The 15,766-nt window shown below is 30.5% G+C and carries 13 protein-coding genes; 10 read left to right on the plus strand and 3 right to left on the minus strand.

The genetic code is table 11. The features are described 5' to 3' along the window. The first annotated feature begins 21 nt into the window (after nt 1-21). The gene (locus ABNT14_RS04725; RefSeq protein WP_145993553.1) at nt 22-552 is read left to right on the plus strand and encodes a hypothetical protein; all 531 of its coding nucleotides are present in this window, start codon (nt 22-24) and stop codon (nt 550-552) included. A gap of 31 nt (nt 553-583) precedes the next feature. Here the strand turns inward: ABNT14_RS04725 and ABNT14_RS04730 are convergent, their stop codons facing one another. Both ABNT14_RS04730 and ABNT14_RS04735 read right to left on the minus strand, forming a co-directional pair. Next, nucleotides 584-1,591 carry a helix-turn-helix transcriptional regulator gene (locus tag ABNT14_RS04730; protein WP_101901758.1) on the minus strand — a complete coding sequence of 336 codons (1,008 nt, stop codon included), beginning with the start codon at nt 1,589-1,591 and terminating at the stop codon, nt 584-586. A 58-nt stretch (nt 1,592-1,649) separates the two neighbouring features. Beyond that, nucleotides 1,650-2,288 carry an HD domain-containing protein gene (locus tag ABNT14_RS04735; RefSeq protein WP_101901757.1) on the minus strand — a complete coding sequence of 213 codons (639 nt, stop codon included), beginning with the start codon at nt 2,286-2,288 and terminating at the stop codon, nt 1,650-1,652. 161 nt (nt 2,289-2,449) lie between these two features. Here ABNT14_RS04735 and ABNT14_RS04740 point away from each other — a divergent pair, with 161 nt between their 5' ends. From ABNT14_RS04740 to ABNT14_RS04765, 6 genes are all read left to right on the plus strand, one after another. Further along, nucleotides 2,450-3,817, plus strand: a complete 1,368-nt coding sequence (locus ABNT14_RS04740; protein WP_101901755.1) for an RtcB family protein — start codon at nt 2,450-2,452, stop codon at nt 3,815-3,817. A gap of 177 nt (nt 3,818-3,994) precedes the next feature. Next, nucleotides 3,995-4,291 (plus strand): phage repressor protein, encoded by a 297-nt coding sequence (locus ABNT14_RS04745; protein WP_101901753.1) that lies wholly within the window; start codon nt 3,995-3,997, stop codon nt 4,289-4,291. A 766-nt stretch (nt 4,292-5,057) separates the two neighbouring features. After that, nucleotides 5,058-6,449 carry an RtcB family protein gene (locus tag ABNT14_RS04750; RefSeq protein ID WP_101901750.1) on the plus strand — a complete coding sequence of 464 codons (1,392 nt, stop codon included), beginning with the start codon at nt 5,058-5,060 and terminating at the stop codon, nt 6,447-6,449. A 1-nt stretch (nt 6,450) separates the two neighbouring features. Continuing rightward, nucleotides 6,451-7,143, plus strand: a complete 693-nt coding sequence (gene prfH / locus ABNT14_RS04755) for a peptide chain release factor H (RefSeq protein WP_101901748.1) — start codon at nt 6,451-6,453, stop codon at nt 7,141-7,143. A 42-nt stretch (nt 7,144-7,185) separates the two neighbouring features. After that, nucleotides 7,186-7,752, plus strand: coding sequence for a tetratricopeptide repeat protein (locus tag ABNT14_RS04760; protein WP_101901745.1), 567 nt, complete (start codon nt 7,186-7,188; stop codon nt 7,750-7,752). Between the two features lie 68 nt (nt 7,753-7,820). Beyond that, complete coding sequence (locus ABNT14_RS04765) at nt 7,821-9,848, plus strand: GTP-binding protein (protein ID WP_101901742.1); 2,028 nt, start codon at nt 7,821-7,823, stop codon at nt 9,846-9,848. 43 nt (nt 9,849-9,891) lie between these two features. Here ABNT14_RS04765 and ABNT14_RS04770 read toward each other — a convergent pair whose 3' ends face one another. Continuing rightward, the gene (locus ABNT14_RS04770) at nt 9,892-10,593 is read right to left on the minus strand and encodes a cyclic nucleotide-binding domain-containing protein (RefSeq protein ID WP_101901741.1); all 702 of its coding nucleotides are present in this window, start codon (nt 10,591-10,593) and stop codon (nt 9,892-9,894) included. A 91-nt stretch (nt 10,594-10,684) separates the two neighbouring features. Here ABNT14_RS04770 and ABNT14_RS04775 point away from each other — a divergent pair, with 91 nt between their 5' ends. From ABNT14_RS04775 to ABNT14_RS04785, 3 genes are all read left to right on the plus strand, one after another. After that, nucleotides 10,685-11,029, plus strand: a complete 345-nt coding sequence (locus ABNT14_RS04775) for a hypothetical protein (RefSeq protein WP_101901739.1) — start codon at nt 10,685-10,687, stop codon at nt 11,027-11,029. Nucleotides 11,030-11,356: 327 nt separating this feature from the next. Beyond that, complete coding sequence (locus tag ABNT14_RS04780) at nt 11,357-13,864, plus strand: YbcC family protein (RefSeq protein ID WP_101901737.1); 2,508 nt, start codon at nt 11,357-11,359, stop codon at nt 13,862-13,864. Nucleotides 13,865-13,874: 10 nt separating this feature from the next. Then, nucleotides 13,875-15,740: a proton-conducting transporter membrane subunit gene (locus ABNT14_RS04785; protein ID WP_101901735.1), complete on the plus strand. Its 1,866-nt coding sequence runs from the start codon at nt 13,875-13,877 to the stop codon at nt 15,738-15,740. The last annotated feature ends 26 nt before the right edge of the window (nt 15,741-15,766 follow it).

A 15,766-nucleotide genomic window follows, 5' to 3' on the forward strand; every position in this document is an offset into this window, starting at 1 on the left:
AGATTAAAAAATTTTCGAAAAATGTTAAATATATTAAAATTATATTTTGGTTGTTCTTTTACAGCGTTTGCAAATTATGTAGGGATGTCTTACCATACACTTTATTCATTGTCTGTAAGCCGTAGAACGTATTCTTTAGATAAATTAAACAAGCTACTTGTTTTGCATGAGGCATTGGCATTAAAAACTGACGTATATGAATTGCCAGAAGTTATTAATTTATTAGGAATAGAAAGATTAAAATCAAAAGCTCCTTTAGAACGAATGTTAAAAATTGCAAATAAAGAAGTTTATAAAAAAAAACAACTTTTAGAATCGGTACAAAAAAAACGAGCAGTAATTTTACGAGGCTTACAAGCCTGTACGGTATTACTTGCAAAAAAAAAGGGAAAAGAATCAATAACTATTAATGATGCCAAATGGATAACATTACGTAAAGTACATTTAGAAAACTCATTACAAAACATACCCTATCATGAAGAATTAAAATTAATAGTAGCCCTTGTATCTTTAGAAAAAAAACGAGATATTTTACAGGAAATATTATTGTAGAGACTCGATTTATCGCGTCTAATAATTGCATTTATTTTTCAATATAATGATTAACAGCTTTATTTAATTTATGAATTATTCGTTTGCGTAAAAATTCAGGTTTTTGAATTTCAATAGCATCACCAAAGCCTAAAATTAAGCGTTCTAATTCATAATTTATTTGAACTAAAATATTAAAGATAACTCCGCCATCATCAGTATATTTAATTATTCGTTGGCTGTTATGAAAAGGTTTGGTAATAACATACGGTGCATTTATAGCATCGACCCAAAACTGAACACGTTGTGCACGGGTATTTGAAACCGTTACACCAATTACATCTTTGTAATAGGTATCGCCATTAATTTTTAAATCTTTATAGCTGTTATTTTCTGCAATGGTAATATTTAAAATTCTATCGAGAGCTAAGGTTATATTTTTTGTTTTATAAAGCGATAAAACAAACCAACGATTATTATATTCTTTTAATAACTGCGGATGTAAAGTCATTTTACTTTCTGTTAAAGCCTTAAATGATTTATAGGTAATGTGTAATACTTTTTTATTTTGAATGGCATTATAAATAGGGTCAATATATTCTAAACCTTTTAATTTTTCATTTTTTTCTAAATGAATAATAGCTTTATTTGTTTTTTGAGAAGCATACACAGAGTCTTCCAAACGTTGTAAAACACCGTCCATTTCTTTAAATAATGAAAAATCTTTAAACTGACGTAATACCTGAATTGCTTCATTCATAATTTTTACATCGGTATTTGTAATCGGAATATTTTTAATACTATAATCGGTAGTTGAATACCTATAATATTTACGTTCATATACTTCAATGGGTGCATTATATCCTAATTTATCGCTTCGCATTAATTGAATATCTGCTTGAATAGTTCGTTTACTTACGTGTACATCTTTACCTTCATATTCGTATAAGGCATCGGAACAAGCGGTAATTAAATCGACTAGTGTCCAGCGTTTCATATTGTTTCGTAAACATTCGTCAATTGTTTTATATCGGATAAGTGCATTTTTATTTGCAGCCATTTTATATAATTCTTTTTTGTGATTTATTTTTAAGAATGATTTTTGTCAACGTATTAATTTACAATGATTTTAATTCATTACTTAAATTTAGTTTTGCTTGTTTTTCATATAAATTTATAAAGGTATCGGTATTATATATAAAAGGTTTATCAATAAAATGTTGCAACACTTTTTTTCGTCCTTGTTTATATAATATGGTTGGTATTAATTTATATTCTTCTCTAATTTTTTTTGTGTAGTTTTTATATACTTCTGAAGATTTTCCTAATATTTCTAAATCAAAATCAAGTAGCCATTTGGTATCGTTGTTTATTGCTGTATGTGTTTTTGTAGCTATAATTTGATTTTTTATACCATCTAAAAAAGTATGATTATTATATAGAGAAGTATTTAATGAAAAATTTAACGGTGTCAATTCTTGCAAGGCAAAAAGTGCACTTTTTTCTTCATTATCTTTTTTATAAATACTGTAAATAATATCATGATAAAAAATTGAAAAAGCAACAATATCAGGATTTTCTAATTTTGATTTGTAAGTATCAAAAGCTTTAAAAATTTCGGTAATATGGTTTAAGTTATGATAAGTTCTATGATTTTCGGCATATCGAATAGCAATAGCACTCCATAAACTATTGATTAAATTTTGATTTTTTGTATAACTGTTAACAAGCTGATAAAATCGTTGTTTTAAGTCCATTTTATAAAATTTATATAAAAATATTCAATAAAAATAGCAAATAATATTTACTGCGCAAAAAGAATGCGCATTTGTGTGTAACATTTGCAGTGTTGTTAAGAAAAAGATATAAAAAGAATATAAATCAGTTGATTTGAATAATATCAAAATAAATAAAAAACATGAAAATTACAGGAAAAAAATTAATTGAAATGGGATTTAGTTCAGGGAAATGGTTTCCCGAAGCTATGGAATATATCAATATTAATAATTTATCAGAAGAAGAAGTAGTAGCTTATTTAGAGCAGTTTAAAGCACCTCCAACAATTCCATTATTAGAAAATCCTGTTGCTGTTAAAATAAATATAAAAGCAGAAAACGAATTGGAAGAAATTAACGTAGCAAAAGTAGTTAACACTATGGAAACCTTAGTAAAAACGCCTACTATTGTAAATGCTGTTATTATGCCAGATGCTTGTCCTACTGGCGGAACAGGAACAATTCCTGTAGGTGGTGTTGCGGTGGCTAAAAATGCTATTCATCCAGGAATGCATAGTGCAGATGTTTGTTGTTCGGTAATGCTTACAGATTTTGGAAAGATAAATCCGAAGGATGTTTTAAACGCAGCACATTCAATTACTCATTTTGGAGCAGGAGGAAGAGATAGAGATTCTCAATTTCGTTTTCCGATGGATTTATTAGCCGAGATTGAAGGAAATTCATTTTTAAATACTCAAAGAGCTATTTCAGTGGCTCGAAGTCATTTAGGAACGCAAGGAGATGGAAATCATTTTTTGTTTGTCGGGAAATCGAAAAAAACAGGAAATACTATGTTGGTAACACATCATGGAAGTAGAGGTTTTGGAGCTAATTTATATCGTAATGGAATGCAGGTTGCTGAAAAATTCAGAAAAAAATTATCACCAAAAACTTTAAAACAAAATGCGTGGATTCCTTTTGATACCAAAGAAGGTAAAGATTATTGGGAGGCGTTGCAAATCATCAGAAAATGGACGAAGTTAAATCATGAAGTATTACATAACGCAACTTTAGAAAAATTAAATATTAAAAAAGAAAACAGATTTTGGAACGAACATAATTTTGTTTTTAAAAAGGGTGATTTATTTTATCATGCAAAAGGCGCAACTCCGTTAGATGATTCTTTTATGCCCGATATTACAGGACCACGTTTAATTCCGTTAAATATGAGTGAGCCAGTTTTAATTGTATCAGGAAATACAACTGAAAATAATTTAGGATTTGCACCACACGGAGCAGGAAGAAATGTAAGTAGAACCGAACATAAAAAAAGCAAAATAGGCACAGTTCAAGAAATTTTTGATGAAGAAACAAAAGGTTTAGATGTTCGTTTTTTTTCTGATGAAATTGATATTACAGAATTGCCATCAGCATATAAAAACGCTACAACAGTACGTAAGCAAATGAAAGAGTTTGGTTTAGGCGAAGTAATTGATGAAGTATTGCCTTATGGTTGTATTATGGCGGGAAATTGGCAAAAAAATGCACCTTGGAAAAAAAGAAGACGTTAAATCATATCCCGTACAGACGCAGGTAATTTATTGATTTTTTTAATGCTTAAAAATTAAATTTGGAGGTAATAGGTTAATTATCGCATCTTTGCGATAGTTCATTATAAAAAAGGTTCTTTTTATATTATGAGATATGTAATTCAATTTTGCGTTACATAATTTATAAAATATAAAAATATGAATTGGAAAATTCAGAAATTAAATGCTGGAGAAACTATTATTTCAAAAGAACCTGGTAATTCGATGTTACCACTATTAAAATCGAAACAACCCGTAAAATTACAACCTATTAATTGGGAAGCCTGCGAAGTTGGAGATATTGTTTATTGTAAAGTTCGTGGAAACTGCTTTACACATCTTGTAAAAGGTAAAAATGATAAAAGAGGATTACAAATAGGTAATAATCGTGGTAAAATAAATGGATGGACTAAAAATGTGTATGGAAAAATAGTAGAAATACTAACAATGCCATAGGCATTATTTTAAGACAACAACAATTGATAAGGCAGTAAGATGCTTTTATATTTTATAAATAAAAAACAAAAATTAAACCTATGAACTTATTCAAATCACATAAATCGGGCGCTAAACTGCGACTTTTTAAGTTGATGTTTTAGGTATATAACTTTTAAATAATAGTAAAAGCGTCCAAAATTAATTTTTTGGACGCTTTTTTTATGGAAAATTTTATCCTGAATTTCTTCTTTTAAAATAGTCTAGTAAAAACATACATAACAAGGTATCAGTCTATTAAATAATCTGCAAAAAGTGGAGAGGGAAACTAGTGTTTAATTTTAAATCACTTGCATCTAACTAATTGATTTTTAGATAGATAATATTAATTTTTGTTTGTGTGATTCAAAAAATCATTATAAGTTTGCACCGCAATTATGCAACAAAATAAATATTGAAATAAAACTTTTAGGAATCGTTAACTAATGATTTACCAACGAGAGGTTTTAATATTAAAAAAACGAAGTACAATGTTTAAATATTCAAAAAATAAAAACATACAAAGAGAGCTAGGTTCTTTTTCTTGTTTACTTCGCGACTTTCTTCATTATAAATAATAAGCACTATTATATATATGAAAAGTCCGAAGTTTAAAAATTTCGGACTTTTTTTATGGAGTTTATTTCCTGAATTTTTTTCGAAGTTTATATTTCTATTCAAAATAGAAAACTATTAAAGAAATCAATCAAAAGTTGACTTCTAAATAAAAACATCTCAAAATTAAATAATGGGAAATAAATTAAAAGGAAAAGACCTTATAAAATTAGGCTTTCCGAAGAATAATAGTATCAATATTGCATTGGGGCAAATAAATAGATATCGTAAAAAAGAAAAGAAAGAACGTATTTTAGAAGAAGCTAAGGAGGTACTTTTATCGCCTGAAAAATTTCAAGGAAATGCAATTTGGGGAAAAGTGGTCGAAGGATTAATAAAACCTGTTGATGTAAAATTTCATCAACTAAAAAATACCCGAGCGCCTTTTTCTATTTATGGTGAAAATGAAATTGATGAGCTTGCAAAGTATCAATTATATGATGCCTTAAAATTACCGATAGCCGTTCAAGGTGCTTTAATGCCCGATGCACACGCTGGTTATGGTTTGCCTATCGGTGGAGTTTTAGCTACAGAAAATGCTGTAATTCCGTATGGCGTTGGCGTAGATATTGGTTGTAGAATGTGTTTAACGGTATATCCTGTAAAGGCTTCGTACTTAAAAGGAAAAGTATATCAGTTAGAAAATATATTATCTGAACATACTAAATTCGGAATGTATGAAACTCATAATACAAAACACGACCATGAAATATTTGAACGTTCAGAATTTCAGGATATTCCGCTTTTAAAACGCTTAAAAAATAAAGCATACAAACAATTAGGAACTTCGGGAGGAGGGAATCATTTTGTAGAATTTGGAATTGTAACAATTACAGATGAAAAAAATGAGTTCGGTTTACCACTTGGCGAATATGTTGGTTTATTAACGCATAGTGGAAGCCGTGGTTTAGGTGCAAATATCGCAAAACACTATACGTATTTAGCTACAAAGCAATGTCCATTACCAAAAAATGTGCAACATTTAGCCTGGTTAGATTTAAATACACACGATGGACAAGAATATTGGTTGGCAATGAATTTAGCTGGTGATTATGCGAAAGCGTGTCATGATAATATTCATAAACGTATCGCAAAGTTGTTAGGAGCAAAGGCGATTGCTACAATTGAAAATCATCATAATTTTGCATGGAAAGAACAAATAAATGGACAGGAATTAATTGTGCATAGAAAAGGAGCTACTCCTGCAAATAAAGGACAATTAGGAATTATTCCTGGGTCGATGACTGCGCCAGGTTATATCGTTAGAGGTTTAGGAAATAGTGAAAGTTTAAATTCGGCTTCTCATGGTGCAGGGCGTTTGTTTTCTCGTAGAAAGTGTAAAGAGAAATTTACAAAAAGCGAGGTGAAGCAACAGTTGAAAAATAATGGCGTGAGTCTTATTGGTGGCGGAGTTGATGAAGCACCGATGGCGTACAAAAATATTGAAAAAGTAATGAATAATCAACAAGAATTAGTTGAGGTGTTAGGAACATTTACACCGAAAATTGTAAGAATGGATAAATAATATGGACACAAAAATAATACAATTTACTGCTGCAAAAGGTCCTGCTGAATGTGCATGGGTAGTTGCAAAAGTATTAAAAATGTTTTTAAAAGAATTGATGCGTACTAAATGTACGTATCAAATTCTTCATAAAGAGGATGGTATTGAAAACGGTACTGTACAATCAGTAAGTATCGAAATTAAAGGAAAAGAACTTGCCGTATTTTTAAAAGATTGGTTAGGAACTATTCAATGGGTTGGAACATCTACAATTAGAAAATTTCATAAACGTAAAAATTGGTTTATTGGTTGTTACGAATTAGAGGAGTATCAGCAAAAAAAAATTATTGATACTGAAATTAAATTTCAAGCAATTAGAAGTTCAGGTGCAGGTGGACAACACGTAAACAAAGTAAGTTCTGCTATAAGAGCAAAACATATACCAAGTGGTATTCAGGTTTTGGTGATGGATAGTCGTTCACAACATCAAAATAAAAAAATAGCAATTGAACGATTAAAAGAGAAAATTAAAGAGCATAGCACAATTGAATTAAAATCTGCTGTAAAAACGGCATGGAAAAATCATTTAGATTTAGAAAGAGGAAATCCTGTGCGTATCTTTGCAGGTACTGATTTTAAAAATCAAAAAAAGAAAACATCTTTTAAATCAAAAAGAAATCAGTTAAAAATTGATTTACGAAAACAAATAGAATAATTAAAATAAGTTTTCTTTTAAAGAAATATAAATAAGAAACAAATGGGAATAGTACCAAATAACTACGTTTTTAAAGCATTAGATTCTTTTCATTACGATACAGAAGAAACTATGGAGGCTTTAAATTACGCCCTGTCTTATGATGCTGAAAATACCATGGCATTAACTTTAATGGGGCGTGTGTATAGTGAAAAATTATATGATTACACAGAAGCTATTTTATATTTTAAACAAGTATTAGCTATTAAAATTAATGCTTTTGAGGTATATGAACCTTTTATAAATGCACTATTATGGAATGAAGATATTAAAGAAGCTGAAGATTTTATAGATTTTGCTTTAACTGTAAAAGGTGCTGATAAAGCTGTTTTATATGCTAAAAAATCAGTTTTGTATGAGAAATTAAAAAAATATAAAAAGGCTTTATATTTTATTAACGAAGCAAAAGAACACACTTTTAATACGGCTTTTATGGAAATAATTATCGAACAAAAAAAACGTATTAAAGATAAGATGCCTAAAAAAAAGAAAATAAAATCTGTTAAAAAAGAAACATCAAAAATAACAAAGAAAATTATAGAAGATAAAAATGAAGCACAATCGGAATAATTAAAAAATAGTTTTAGGTATTATGAAACTAAAATAATAAGTGCTTTTTAAAAATCACATCAAATTTAATGAATAAACCAACTATAAATATTGGAGTTTTGGCGCATGTGGATGCAGGTAAAACAACTTTAACAGAACATTTTTTATATAATTCAGGAGCAATTAGAACTCTTGGAAGTGTAGATAAAGGTTCAACAAGTACTGATAGCTTAGATATTGAAAAAGAACGTGGTATTTCTATAAAAGCTGCGACCACGTCATTTGATTGGAAAGGCGTTAAAATTAATTTAATTGATACACCTGGTCACGTTGATTTTTCGAGTGAAGTAGAGCGAGCACTCTGTGTTGTTGATGCTGTTGTTTTGGTTGTTTCTGCTGTAGAAGGCGTGCAAGCCCACACCTTAAATATTTGGGACTCCTTACAAGAATTACAAATTCCGACCATTATTTTTATCAATAAAATAGATAGGCAAGGAGCCGATGCCGAAATGGTAATTACGCAATTAGAAACCGATTTAAAAGTAAAACCTGTTGTGTTATACACTTCTGAAAATGATGGTTTGCTAGAGGCGAATATTTCGGCGATTTTTAATATTTCTTCGGATGATAAAGCAGTAGTGACAACTTCAGATATCAGAGAAAAAACAATTGAACATTTAGTAGAGACGGACGAAAATTTACTAGTCTCTTTTTTAAATGATGAAAAAATAACTGATGAAACCTACTTAAAAAGCATCCGAAATTTAACTATTGATGCAAAAATTACACCTGTTTATACAGGAATTGCTAAAAATAACTTGGGTGTAACCGAATTGTTAGATGGAATTATCGCTTTTTGTCCGATATCAGAAAAAACAGAAATAGCATCATCAGAAAAAATAGCAGAAACAGCACTTTCAGCCTATGTTTTTAAGTTAGAACATCATAAGGTTTTTGGGGCAATGGCACACGTAAAAGTTTTTTCAGGCGAATTATCTTCTAAAATAACGGTGTACAATTATACTCAGAAATTAGAAACAAAAATAAATCAAACCAAGCAATTAGAACAAACAAAATATGTTGATAATATTGTTTTAAAAGCAGGCGATATTGGTGTAATTACAGGAGTTTTAGGAACAAAAGCAGGCGATGTTTTAGGAAACCCTTATAAAATACCTACACTTCCGCAATTGCATATTCCAGTGCTTACCGTTGAGGTTATTCCTGAAAAAAATGAAGATTATAATGCCTTGGCACAAGCTTTAGAGCAATTAGATAGCGAAGATCCTTCGTTAAAATTCAAATGGTTTAAAGCAGAAAAAGAATTGCAATTGCTGTTAATGGGGCAGATGCAAATTGAAATATTAGCCCATGTTTTAAAAGAACGTTTTGATATTTCGGCAACTTTTACTAACCCACAAGTGGTGTATAAAGAAACCATCAGTAAAAAAGCCGAAGGTTATATTCGTTATTGGATGCCAAAACCTTGTTGGGCAATTATGACGTTTTTAATCGAGCCTGCGCCGTTAAATTCAGGGGTTAGTTATAGTAGTATTGTTTCTCAAAATGATGTGCATATAAAATATCAAAACGAAATAGCCCGAACCATTCCAAAAGCATTGGCACAAGGAATTTTAGGTTGGGAGGTTACCGATGTAAAAATTACACTTATAAAAGGGCAAGACCATAATATACATTCTCGCCCTGGTGATTTTAATTTAGCAACTCCGATGGGGCTTATGCAAGGTTTAAAAAAGGGGGGAACGCATTTATTAGAACCAATTTTAAGTTTTGAAATAAAGGCAAATGAGACGTTATTAGGAAAAGTAGCCTCTGAATTAAGCACCCGAAGAGCTACTTTTGATACGCCACAATTTTCAGGCGATACCTTTAGTTTAAAAGGAAAAATTCCTGTAGCTACTTCCTTAGATTTTAGCATTAAATTAAATACGATATCTAGCGGGAAATTACGCTTGCGTTTGCAATTTTCTGGCTATGATGTTTGCCCTAAAAATGAAGGAACACACCGAGATTATAAAGGCGTAAATCCACTAGATGAAGCCCAATGGATTTTACATAGACGTGGTGCTTATAAAGCAGATGAACGCGTAATGTAACGCCGTAATTTATCGCATTTTTCATATTTAAAAAAGTACAAGACTACAAAGCAGTCAAATCTAAATTTAAAAAATTTAAAAGGGCTGTTTTGTTTTTAATATAAATGATTTTTTTAGGTATTGTAATCCAATTATTATCTTTAAAAATTTTAAGACTTCTCCCTAAGCTTTCTCGTGAGGTACCAATAACATTTGCCAAATCATCTCTAGTTAAATCAATACCGTTATTTTGTTCTTTATCAGGGTTGAATTTATGGTCTAGTAATATTAAAAAAATTGCTAATCGGGCATTTTGATCTTTTTGAGCTAGCAAGGCAATTGTGTTTGCTAGCACCCCAAACTCATGGCTAATATTCTTGATGAAAGCTTCTTTAAGAGTCGGGATTTTGTGGAGTAACATTCTAAAGTTTTTTTCAGAAATAAAATTAAGAACCACATCGTCTAGCGCCTGACAAGAATCCTGATAACGCTCTTCGCCTAATAAAGCGTGGTATCCTAATAAATCACCTGCTGTATAAATATAAAATATTTGATTATCGCCACTAAATCCTTTTTTAAATTTTTTAGCACGTCCTTCTTTAATTTGAAATATCCCTGTTGGAATCGCATTTTCAATAAATAAATCAGCACCTTTTTTAATATGCCAAGGCTCTAAAACAGTCGCTAATAATTGTAAATCTTCTTTTCTTAAGCCCTCAAATAAGAGATTACTTTGGAAATCAAACTGTGTAAAAAAATTTTTCATCATTAAAATATATCAATAAATGTAATAAATGTTATTTTTAAATGTAATATTTGTTACATTTGTACCTTGTTTAGTATTTTGTTTTTAGAGAGTGAATTTAAAATATATTATAATAGCGCTTGTTTTTTTTCTGATACCAGAGGTTTCGGAAGCGATGCTATTGGGTAATTTTATTCCTTGCAATACTACTGAAAATTTAAGTAATAAATGGCTTGAAGAAGAAACTGAACTAGAAAGTGTATCGGCATTATCTGAAAAAAAAACAATAGAATCAGGAAGTTCTTCTGGTGGTGCTAATACTGTTTTTATAAAACCAAAAAATCCATTTATTTTTCACGATTATTATATTCCTCTTTTTATTGATTTTGAGTTTTGTGTTTTCACCCCTAAAAATGCAAAGTATATTGAATATTGTTCGTTAAAAATTCCTTGTTAATTCAAATTTTACATTCTTCTTATTTTTTTAGACCTGTTTAAATACTTTAAAAGTTAGGCTGAATTTATTTCAGCATCGCAATAAAGTAAAAAACTGCCACAAATCAGTATGTAAAACTGAAATAAAACCCCTTTGATGGTTCTGTTTTTTACTTTTAGGGATAATTTTTTTTAGATAAAATTTAAACAGGCTCTTAACCGCTTATCTTCTTAATTTTCATAATTTTTTGAATTTCAATACTTCAACTCCTTGTAACTTCTTTTAAATCATGGTGGTTGCTGGTGGTTTTTATAAAAATACATTGATTTTCAATATAAATACACAAAAATGTCTACAAAAAAAGCCGTTTTTGATGAAGCATTTACGTTACATCAGCTCAAGCACTTTTTACCCGCACAAGCACCCTTAAAAGATTTTGTGCATCATAATACATTACACGCTTTTCAAGAGTTAGAATTTTTTAAAGCACTACGAGTTTCTTCTAATATTTTTGGTAATCGAACATTATTACCGCTATCTAATTATAGAAAAAAGTATAAAAATGGCGAAATTAACGATCAAATTATCAATGAAATAATTACCGTTAAAAAAGGTAAAAATCAAATTGATGATTGGCGTAAAAAGATGTTCAACTTGGAAGAACCTATTTTTATAAATCCAAGAATTGGACAATTAAGAGCACATTGGCAAAGCGATTACAGCATCGATATGGATGCAATGGTTCGCCCAAAATTAATTCGACTTATTAACGCCTACCTAGATCAAGGAATTGCAATTAAAGGATTTCCTAAGCAAGCAGATGGTTTACTGAACACCATTATTGAAATTCAAGAACATAGCTATGCAAAGGTTTTTAATTCAAAAAGAGCCATAAAACTTCTTTATAAAAAAGAGAAATCATTGTCGGATATACTGTGTTTAATTGTAGGTGATGAGCGCTATTATGAGCAATATTTGCTAGATCAACAATACACACATCCAGGAATATCGGGTATGGTTTGTGCCATTGAAAAAAAACCTGATGCGCTGTATGCAGCACGTCCAATTTTGTTGTTTGAATTTATTTATTTAGAATTATTACTAGAGCTTGAAGCCTTAGAATTATCGGTAAATAAAAATTTTAGACCACTAGCAATCGGTGCCGATTTTGCGCCTGAAGATATTTTTAGAGAGGTTAAAACTACTGATTACTGGGAGGTTTTAGAATTATGGCACACCTCATTTGAATTGATGTTTCACGACCAAGTTTTGGCGGGAATAAAATATTCAAAAAAGGAAGAATTAACAGCGATAAAAACACAAGCATTTTTTTGTATTGACGACAGAGAAGAGAGTATCCGAAGAAATATTGAGCTTTTATTTCCTGAATGTCAAACTTTTGGAACACCTGCTCATTTTAATATTTTAGCAAAATTTAAACCCGAAAAAGCGAAGTTTGCGACTCAGATTTGCCCTTCATCGGCATCTCCAAAGCACTTAATTAAAGAAGTAAATAGAAAAACAACATTTAAAACTGATATACATTTTAATAATAATACCCACGGTTTTTTTGTTGGATTTATAGTTTCTCAAACCGTTGGATTTTGGTCTAGCTTTAAATTATTACTTAATATTTTTAATCCGAAGAAAAGTGTAGGACAGTATAGCGCCGAAAGCGATCACATGGATTATAATTCAACCTTAATTTATGAAAATAAAAATAATTTAAAGGATAAAAAAGATGATTTAGAAGATAATTTAATTGTAGGATTTACCTTATCAGAAATGATAAAAATAGTCAAAGAAGAGCTGTTTAATACAGGGTTAACTAAAAATTTTATGCCCTTAGTTTATTTTTTTGGTCATGGCGGAAGTAGTACAAATAACCCCTATTTTGCTGGGTATAACTGTGGTGCTTGTGCAGGGCGACCAAGTACGGTAAACGCTCGGTTATTTGCTCAAATGGCAAACCGAAAAGACCTGCGAAAAGCGCTTGTAAAACAGGGTATAATAATTCCTGAAAGCACTCATTTTGTAGGGGCATATCACGATACTACCCAAGATACTTTTGACTATTTTGACCAAGAATTGATTCCTGAAATATTGGCTACAGCACATGCAAAAAATAAAGAAAAATTTGAAGCAGGGTTAGCGATGAATGCCAAAGAACGTGCGCGTCAATTTTTGTTAATTAACACAAAAAAAACACCTAAAAAAGTACATGAAATTGTTAAAAAAAGAGCCTTATCTCTTTTTGAACCTCGTCCTGAGTATAATCATTCAAACAATGCGTTGTTTATTGTGGGACATCGAAATTTAACTAGAAATTTATTTTTAGATCAGCGAGCTTTTTTAAATTCTTATGATTATAAATCGGATTCAGATGGAGCGCTTTTAGCCAATATACTAAGTGCAGGAACAGGGGTTGCAGGCGGAATAAACTTAGAATATTTTTTTTCTACTGTAGATAATGAAAAGCTTGGTGCAGGTTCAAAATTACCACAAAATGTAATGGGATTGTATTCGGTAGCCAATGGCGTAAAGGGTGATTTAAGACCTGGTTTGCCATATCAAATGATTGATGTTCATGATCCAGTACGCATTTTGACAATTGTAGAACAAAAACCAGAAATAGTACTCAAAGTACTCAAAGCAAATCCTGATACTTTTGGATGGTACGATAAAGGTTGGATGAAATTAGCGGTTTACAATCCTTTTAATAAGGAGCTTTATATTTTGGTAAATGGCAGTTTTCAAATATACCATCCGATTCAAAAGGTGGTTCCTAAAATTGAGAATTTCGAGCGATTTATTGAAAGTTCTTCTAATAATTTACCTATTCATCAATTTAATTAAGCAGCGCACAATGGAACAATTATTACCTTTATTTCTATTAATTCCTTTCTTAGGATTTATAGTAAGCCTTATCATCCCTAGTAAAAATGAAAAAGGTATTTTTTTATCAATGGCTATTCCCGCAGGGCTTCAAGTATTTTTTGGAATTGGCTTTATTTTTTATTGGCTACTTTTTAATCAAAATACGTTAAATATTAAAGAAATAACACTTTATAGTACAGGTGATTATAGCTTTTTTATTGATTTGTTATTCGATAAAGTTACCGCAACTTATTTAATGATGTCTAGTACGCTAACCTTTATGATTGCGATGTTCAGCCGAGGATATATGCATAAAGACAATGGTTTTAAGCGGTATTTTACCACCATGATTTTGTATTTCTTTGGTGTTCAGGTAATTATTTTTTCAGGAAATTTTGAAACCATGTTTATCGGTTGGGAAATTTTAGGATTGTCATCATTTTTATTAATTGCGTATTATCGAGATAGGTATTTGCCTGTTAGAAATGCCTTTAAAGTATTTTCAATGTATCGATTGGCAGACATCGGTATTTTATTAGCTATGTGGTTTATGCATCATTTATTTCATGAAAATGTAACTTTTATACAGTTGTTAAATCCTGAATTTGTGCAAAATCATATCGCTGGAAATATGGGTGTTGCTATTATGGTTTCTTTTGCGATTATGTTGGCTGCTTCAATTAAATCGGCGCAATTTCCTTTTTCATCTTGGTTGCCAAGAGCTATGGAAGGACCAACACCTTCTAGCTCTATTTTTTATGGCTCGATTGCTGTTCATATTGGTGTTTATCTGATGTTAAGAACCTATCCTTTTTGGCATCACATACCCTTTATTCAGGTTAATGTAATACTCTTAGGCTTGGTTACAACACTTGTTTCTACAACGATTGCAAGGGTTCAATTTTCAATTAAAGGTCAAATTGCTTATTCGTCTCTTGCTCAAATAGGAATTATGATGGTGGAAGTAGCATTGGGCTTTGAAACCTTAGCCTTATTACATTTAACAGGAAATGCTTTTTTACGTTCGTATCAATTATTAATTAGCCCTTCTATTGTAACATATAAATTAAGAGATCAGTTTTTTAATTATAAACAAAAGAGTTTTAAACCGATGGGTGCTTGGCAAAAAAAATTATACAACACCTTGTATGTTTTCGGGCTTAAAGAATTTCATATGGATACCTATATTTATAACTATTTGTGGTTTCCTTTTAAAAAATTAGGCGATAAATTTTCTAATTTAAATACCAAAACGGCGCTTATACTATTTGCTTCAATTGGAGGCGTAGCAGGATATATTTTATCTTTTTATGAGTATGATCACTTTATTTTTAAACAGTATTTACCCGATGTATTTGGTTTAATTGCCTTAATTTTTGTGTTGCGAGCATTTACCATTCGAAAGCATCCGTATGGCGCCTGGATTTTATTAATTCTTAACCATTTTTTAATTGCCTTAGCAATATCGTTCAATGAACATTTTGAGTATATCGAAATTGTTTTTTACCTCTCTGGTGTGGTTGTATCGGGAGTGGTAGGGCTTGTTGTTTTGTACAAATTAGCAAAGCAAGAAAAATACAGTTTAGACGATTACTACGGGCATTCTATTGAGCATAAATACAAAGCAATTATTTTTTTAATAAGCGCAATTGCCTTAGGGGGTTTTCCTATTACCACAACATTTTTAGGCGAAGATTTACTGTTTTCTCATGTGCGTATAAATCAACCTTTTTTTATGGGGATGCTTGCCATCAATTATGTAGTATCAGGTATTTCGATAATGAGAATTTACGCCAGAATATTTTTAGGACCTAACCACAAATGGTCTAATGCTGAAGCTAGAAGATCGGCTTAAAGAAATAATTAAAATAAATTTTAAAT

This window comes from Tenacibaculum dicentrarchi (genome assembly GCF_964036635.1).
GTDB lineage: Bacteria > Bacteroidota > Bacteroidia > Flavobacteriales > Flavobacteriaceae > Polaribacter > Polaribacter dicentrarchi.

What these genes read in the sequence shown, in the direction of transcription:
- ABNT14_RS04725 (WP_145993553.1), top strand. Translation starts at nt 22, where the DNA reads ATGTTAAATATATTAAAATTATATTTTGGTTGTTCTTTTACAGCGTTT.
- ABNT14_RS04730 (WP_101901758.1), bottom strand. Translation starts at nt 1,591, where the DNA reads ATGGCTGCAAATAAAAATGCACTTATCCGATATAAAACAATTGACGAA.
- ABNT14_RS04735 (WP_101901757.1), bottom strand. Translation starts at nt 2,288, where the DNA reads ATGGACTTAAAACAACGATTTTATCAGCTTGTTAACAGTTATACAAAA.
- ABNT14_RS04740 (WP_101901755.1), top strand. Translation starts at nt 2,450, where the DNA reads ATGAAAATTACAGGAAAAAAATTAATTGAAATGGGATTTAGTTCAGGG.
- ABNT14_RS04745 (WP_101901753.1), top strand. Translation starts at nt 3,995, where the DNA reads ATGAATTGGAAAATTCAGAAATTAAATGCTGGAGAAACTATTATTTCA.
- ABNT14_RS04750 (WP_101901750.1), top strand. Translation starts at nt 5,058, where the DNA reads ATGGGAAATAAATTAAAAGGAAAAGACCTTATAAAATTAGGCTTTCCG.
- prfH (WP_101901748.1), top strand. Translation starts at nt 6,451, where the DNA reads ATGGACACAAAAATAATACAATTTACTGCTGCAAAAGGTCCTGCTGAA.
- ABNT14_RS04760 (WP_101901745.1), top strand. Translation starts at nt 7,186, where the DNA reads ATGGGAATAGTACCAAATAACTACGTTTTTAAAGCATTAGATTCTTTT.
- ABNT14_RS04765 (WP_101901742.1), top strand. Translation starts at nt 7,821, where the DNA reads ATGAATAAACCAACTATAAATATTGGAGTTTTGGCGCATGTGGATGCA.
- ABNT14_RS04770 (WP_101901741.1), bottom strand. Translation starts at nt 10,593, where the DNA reads ATGAAAAATTTTTTTACACAGTTTGATTTCCAAAGTAATCTCTTATTT.
- ABNT14_RS04780 (WP_101901737.1), top strand. Translation starts at nt 11,357, where the DNA reads ATGTCTACAAAAAAAGCCGTTTTTGATGAAGCATTTACGTTACATCAG.
- ABNT14_RS04785 (WP_101901735.1), top strand. Translation starts at nt 13,875, where the DNA reads ATGGAACAATTATTACCTTTATTTCTATTAATTCCTTTCTTAGGATTT.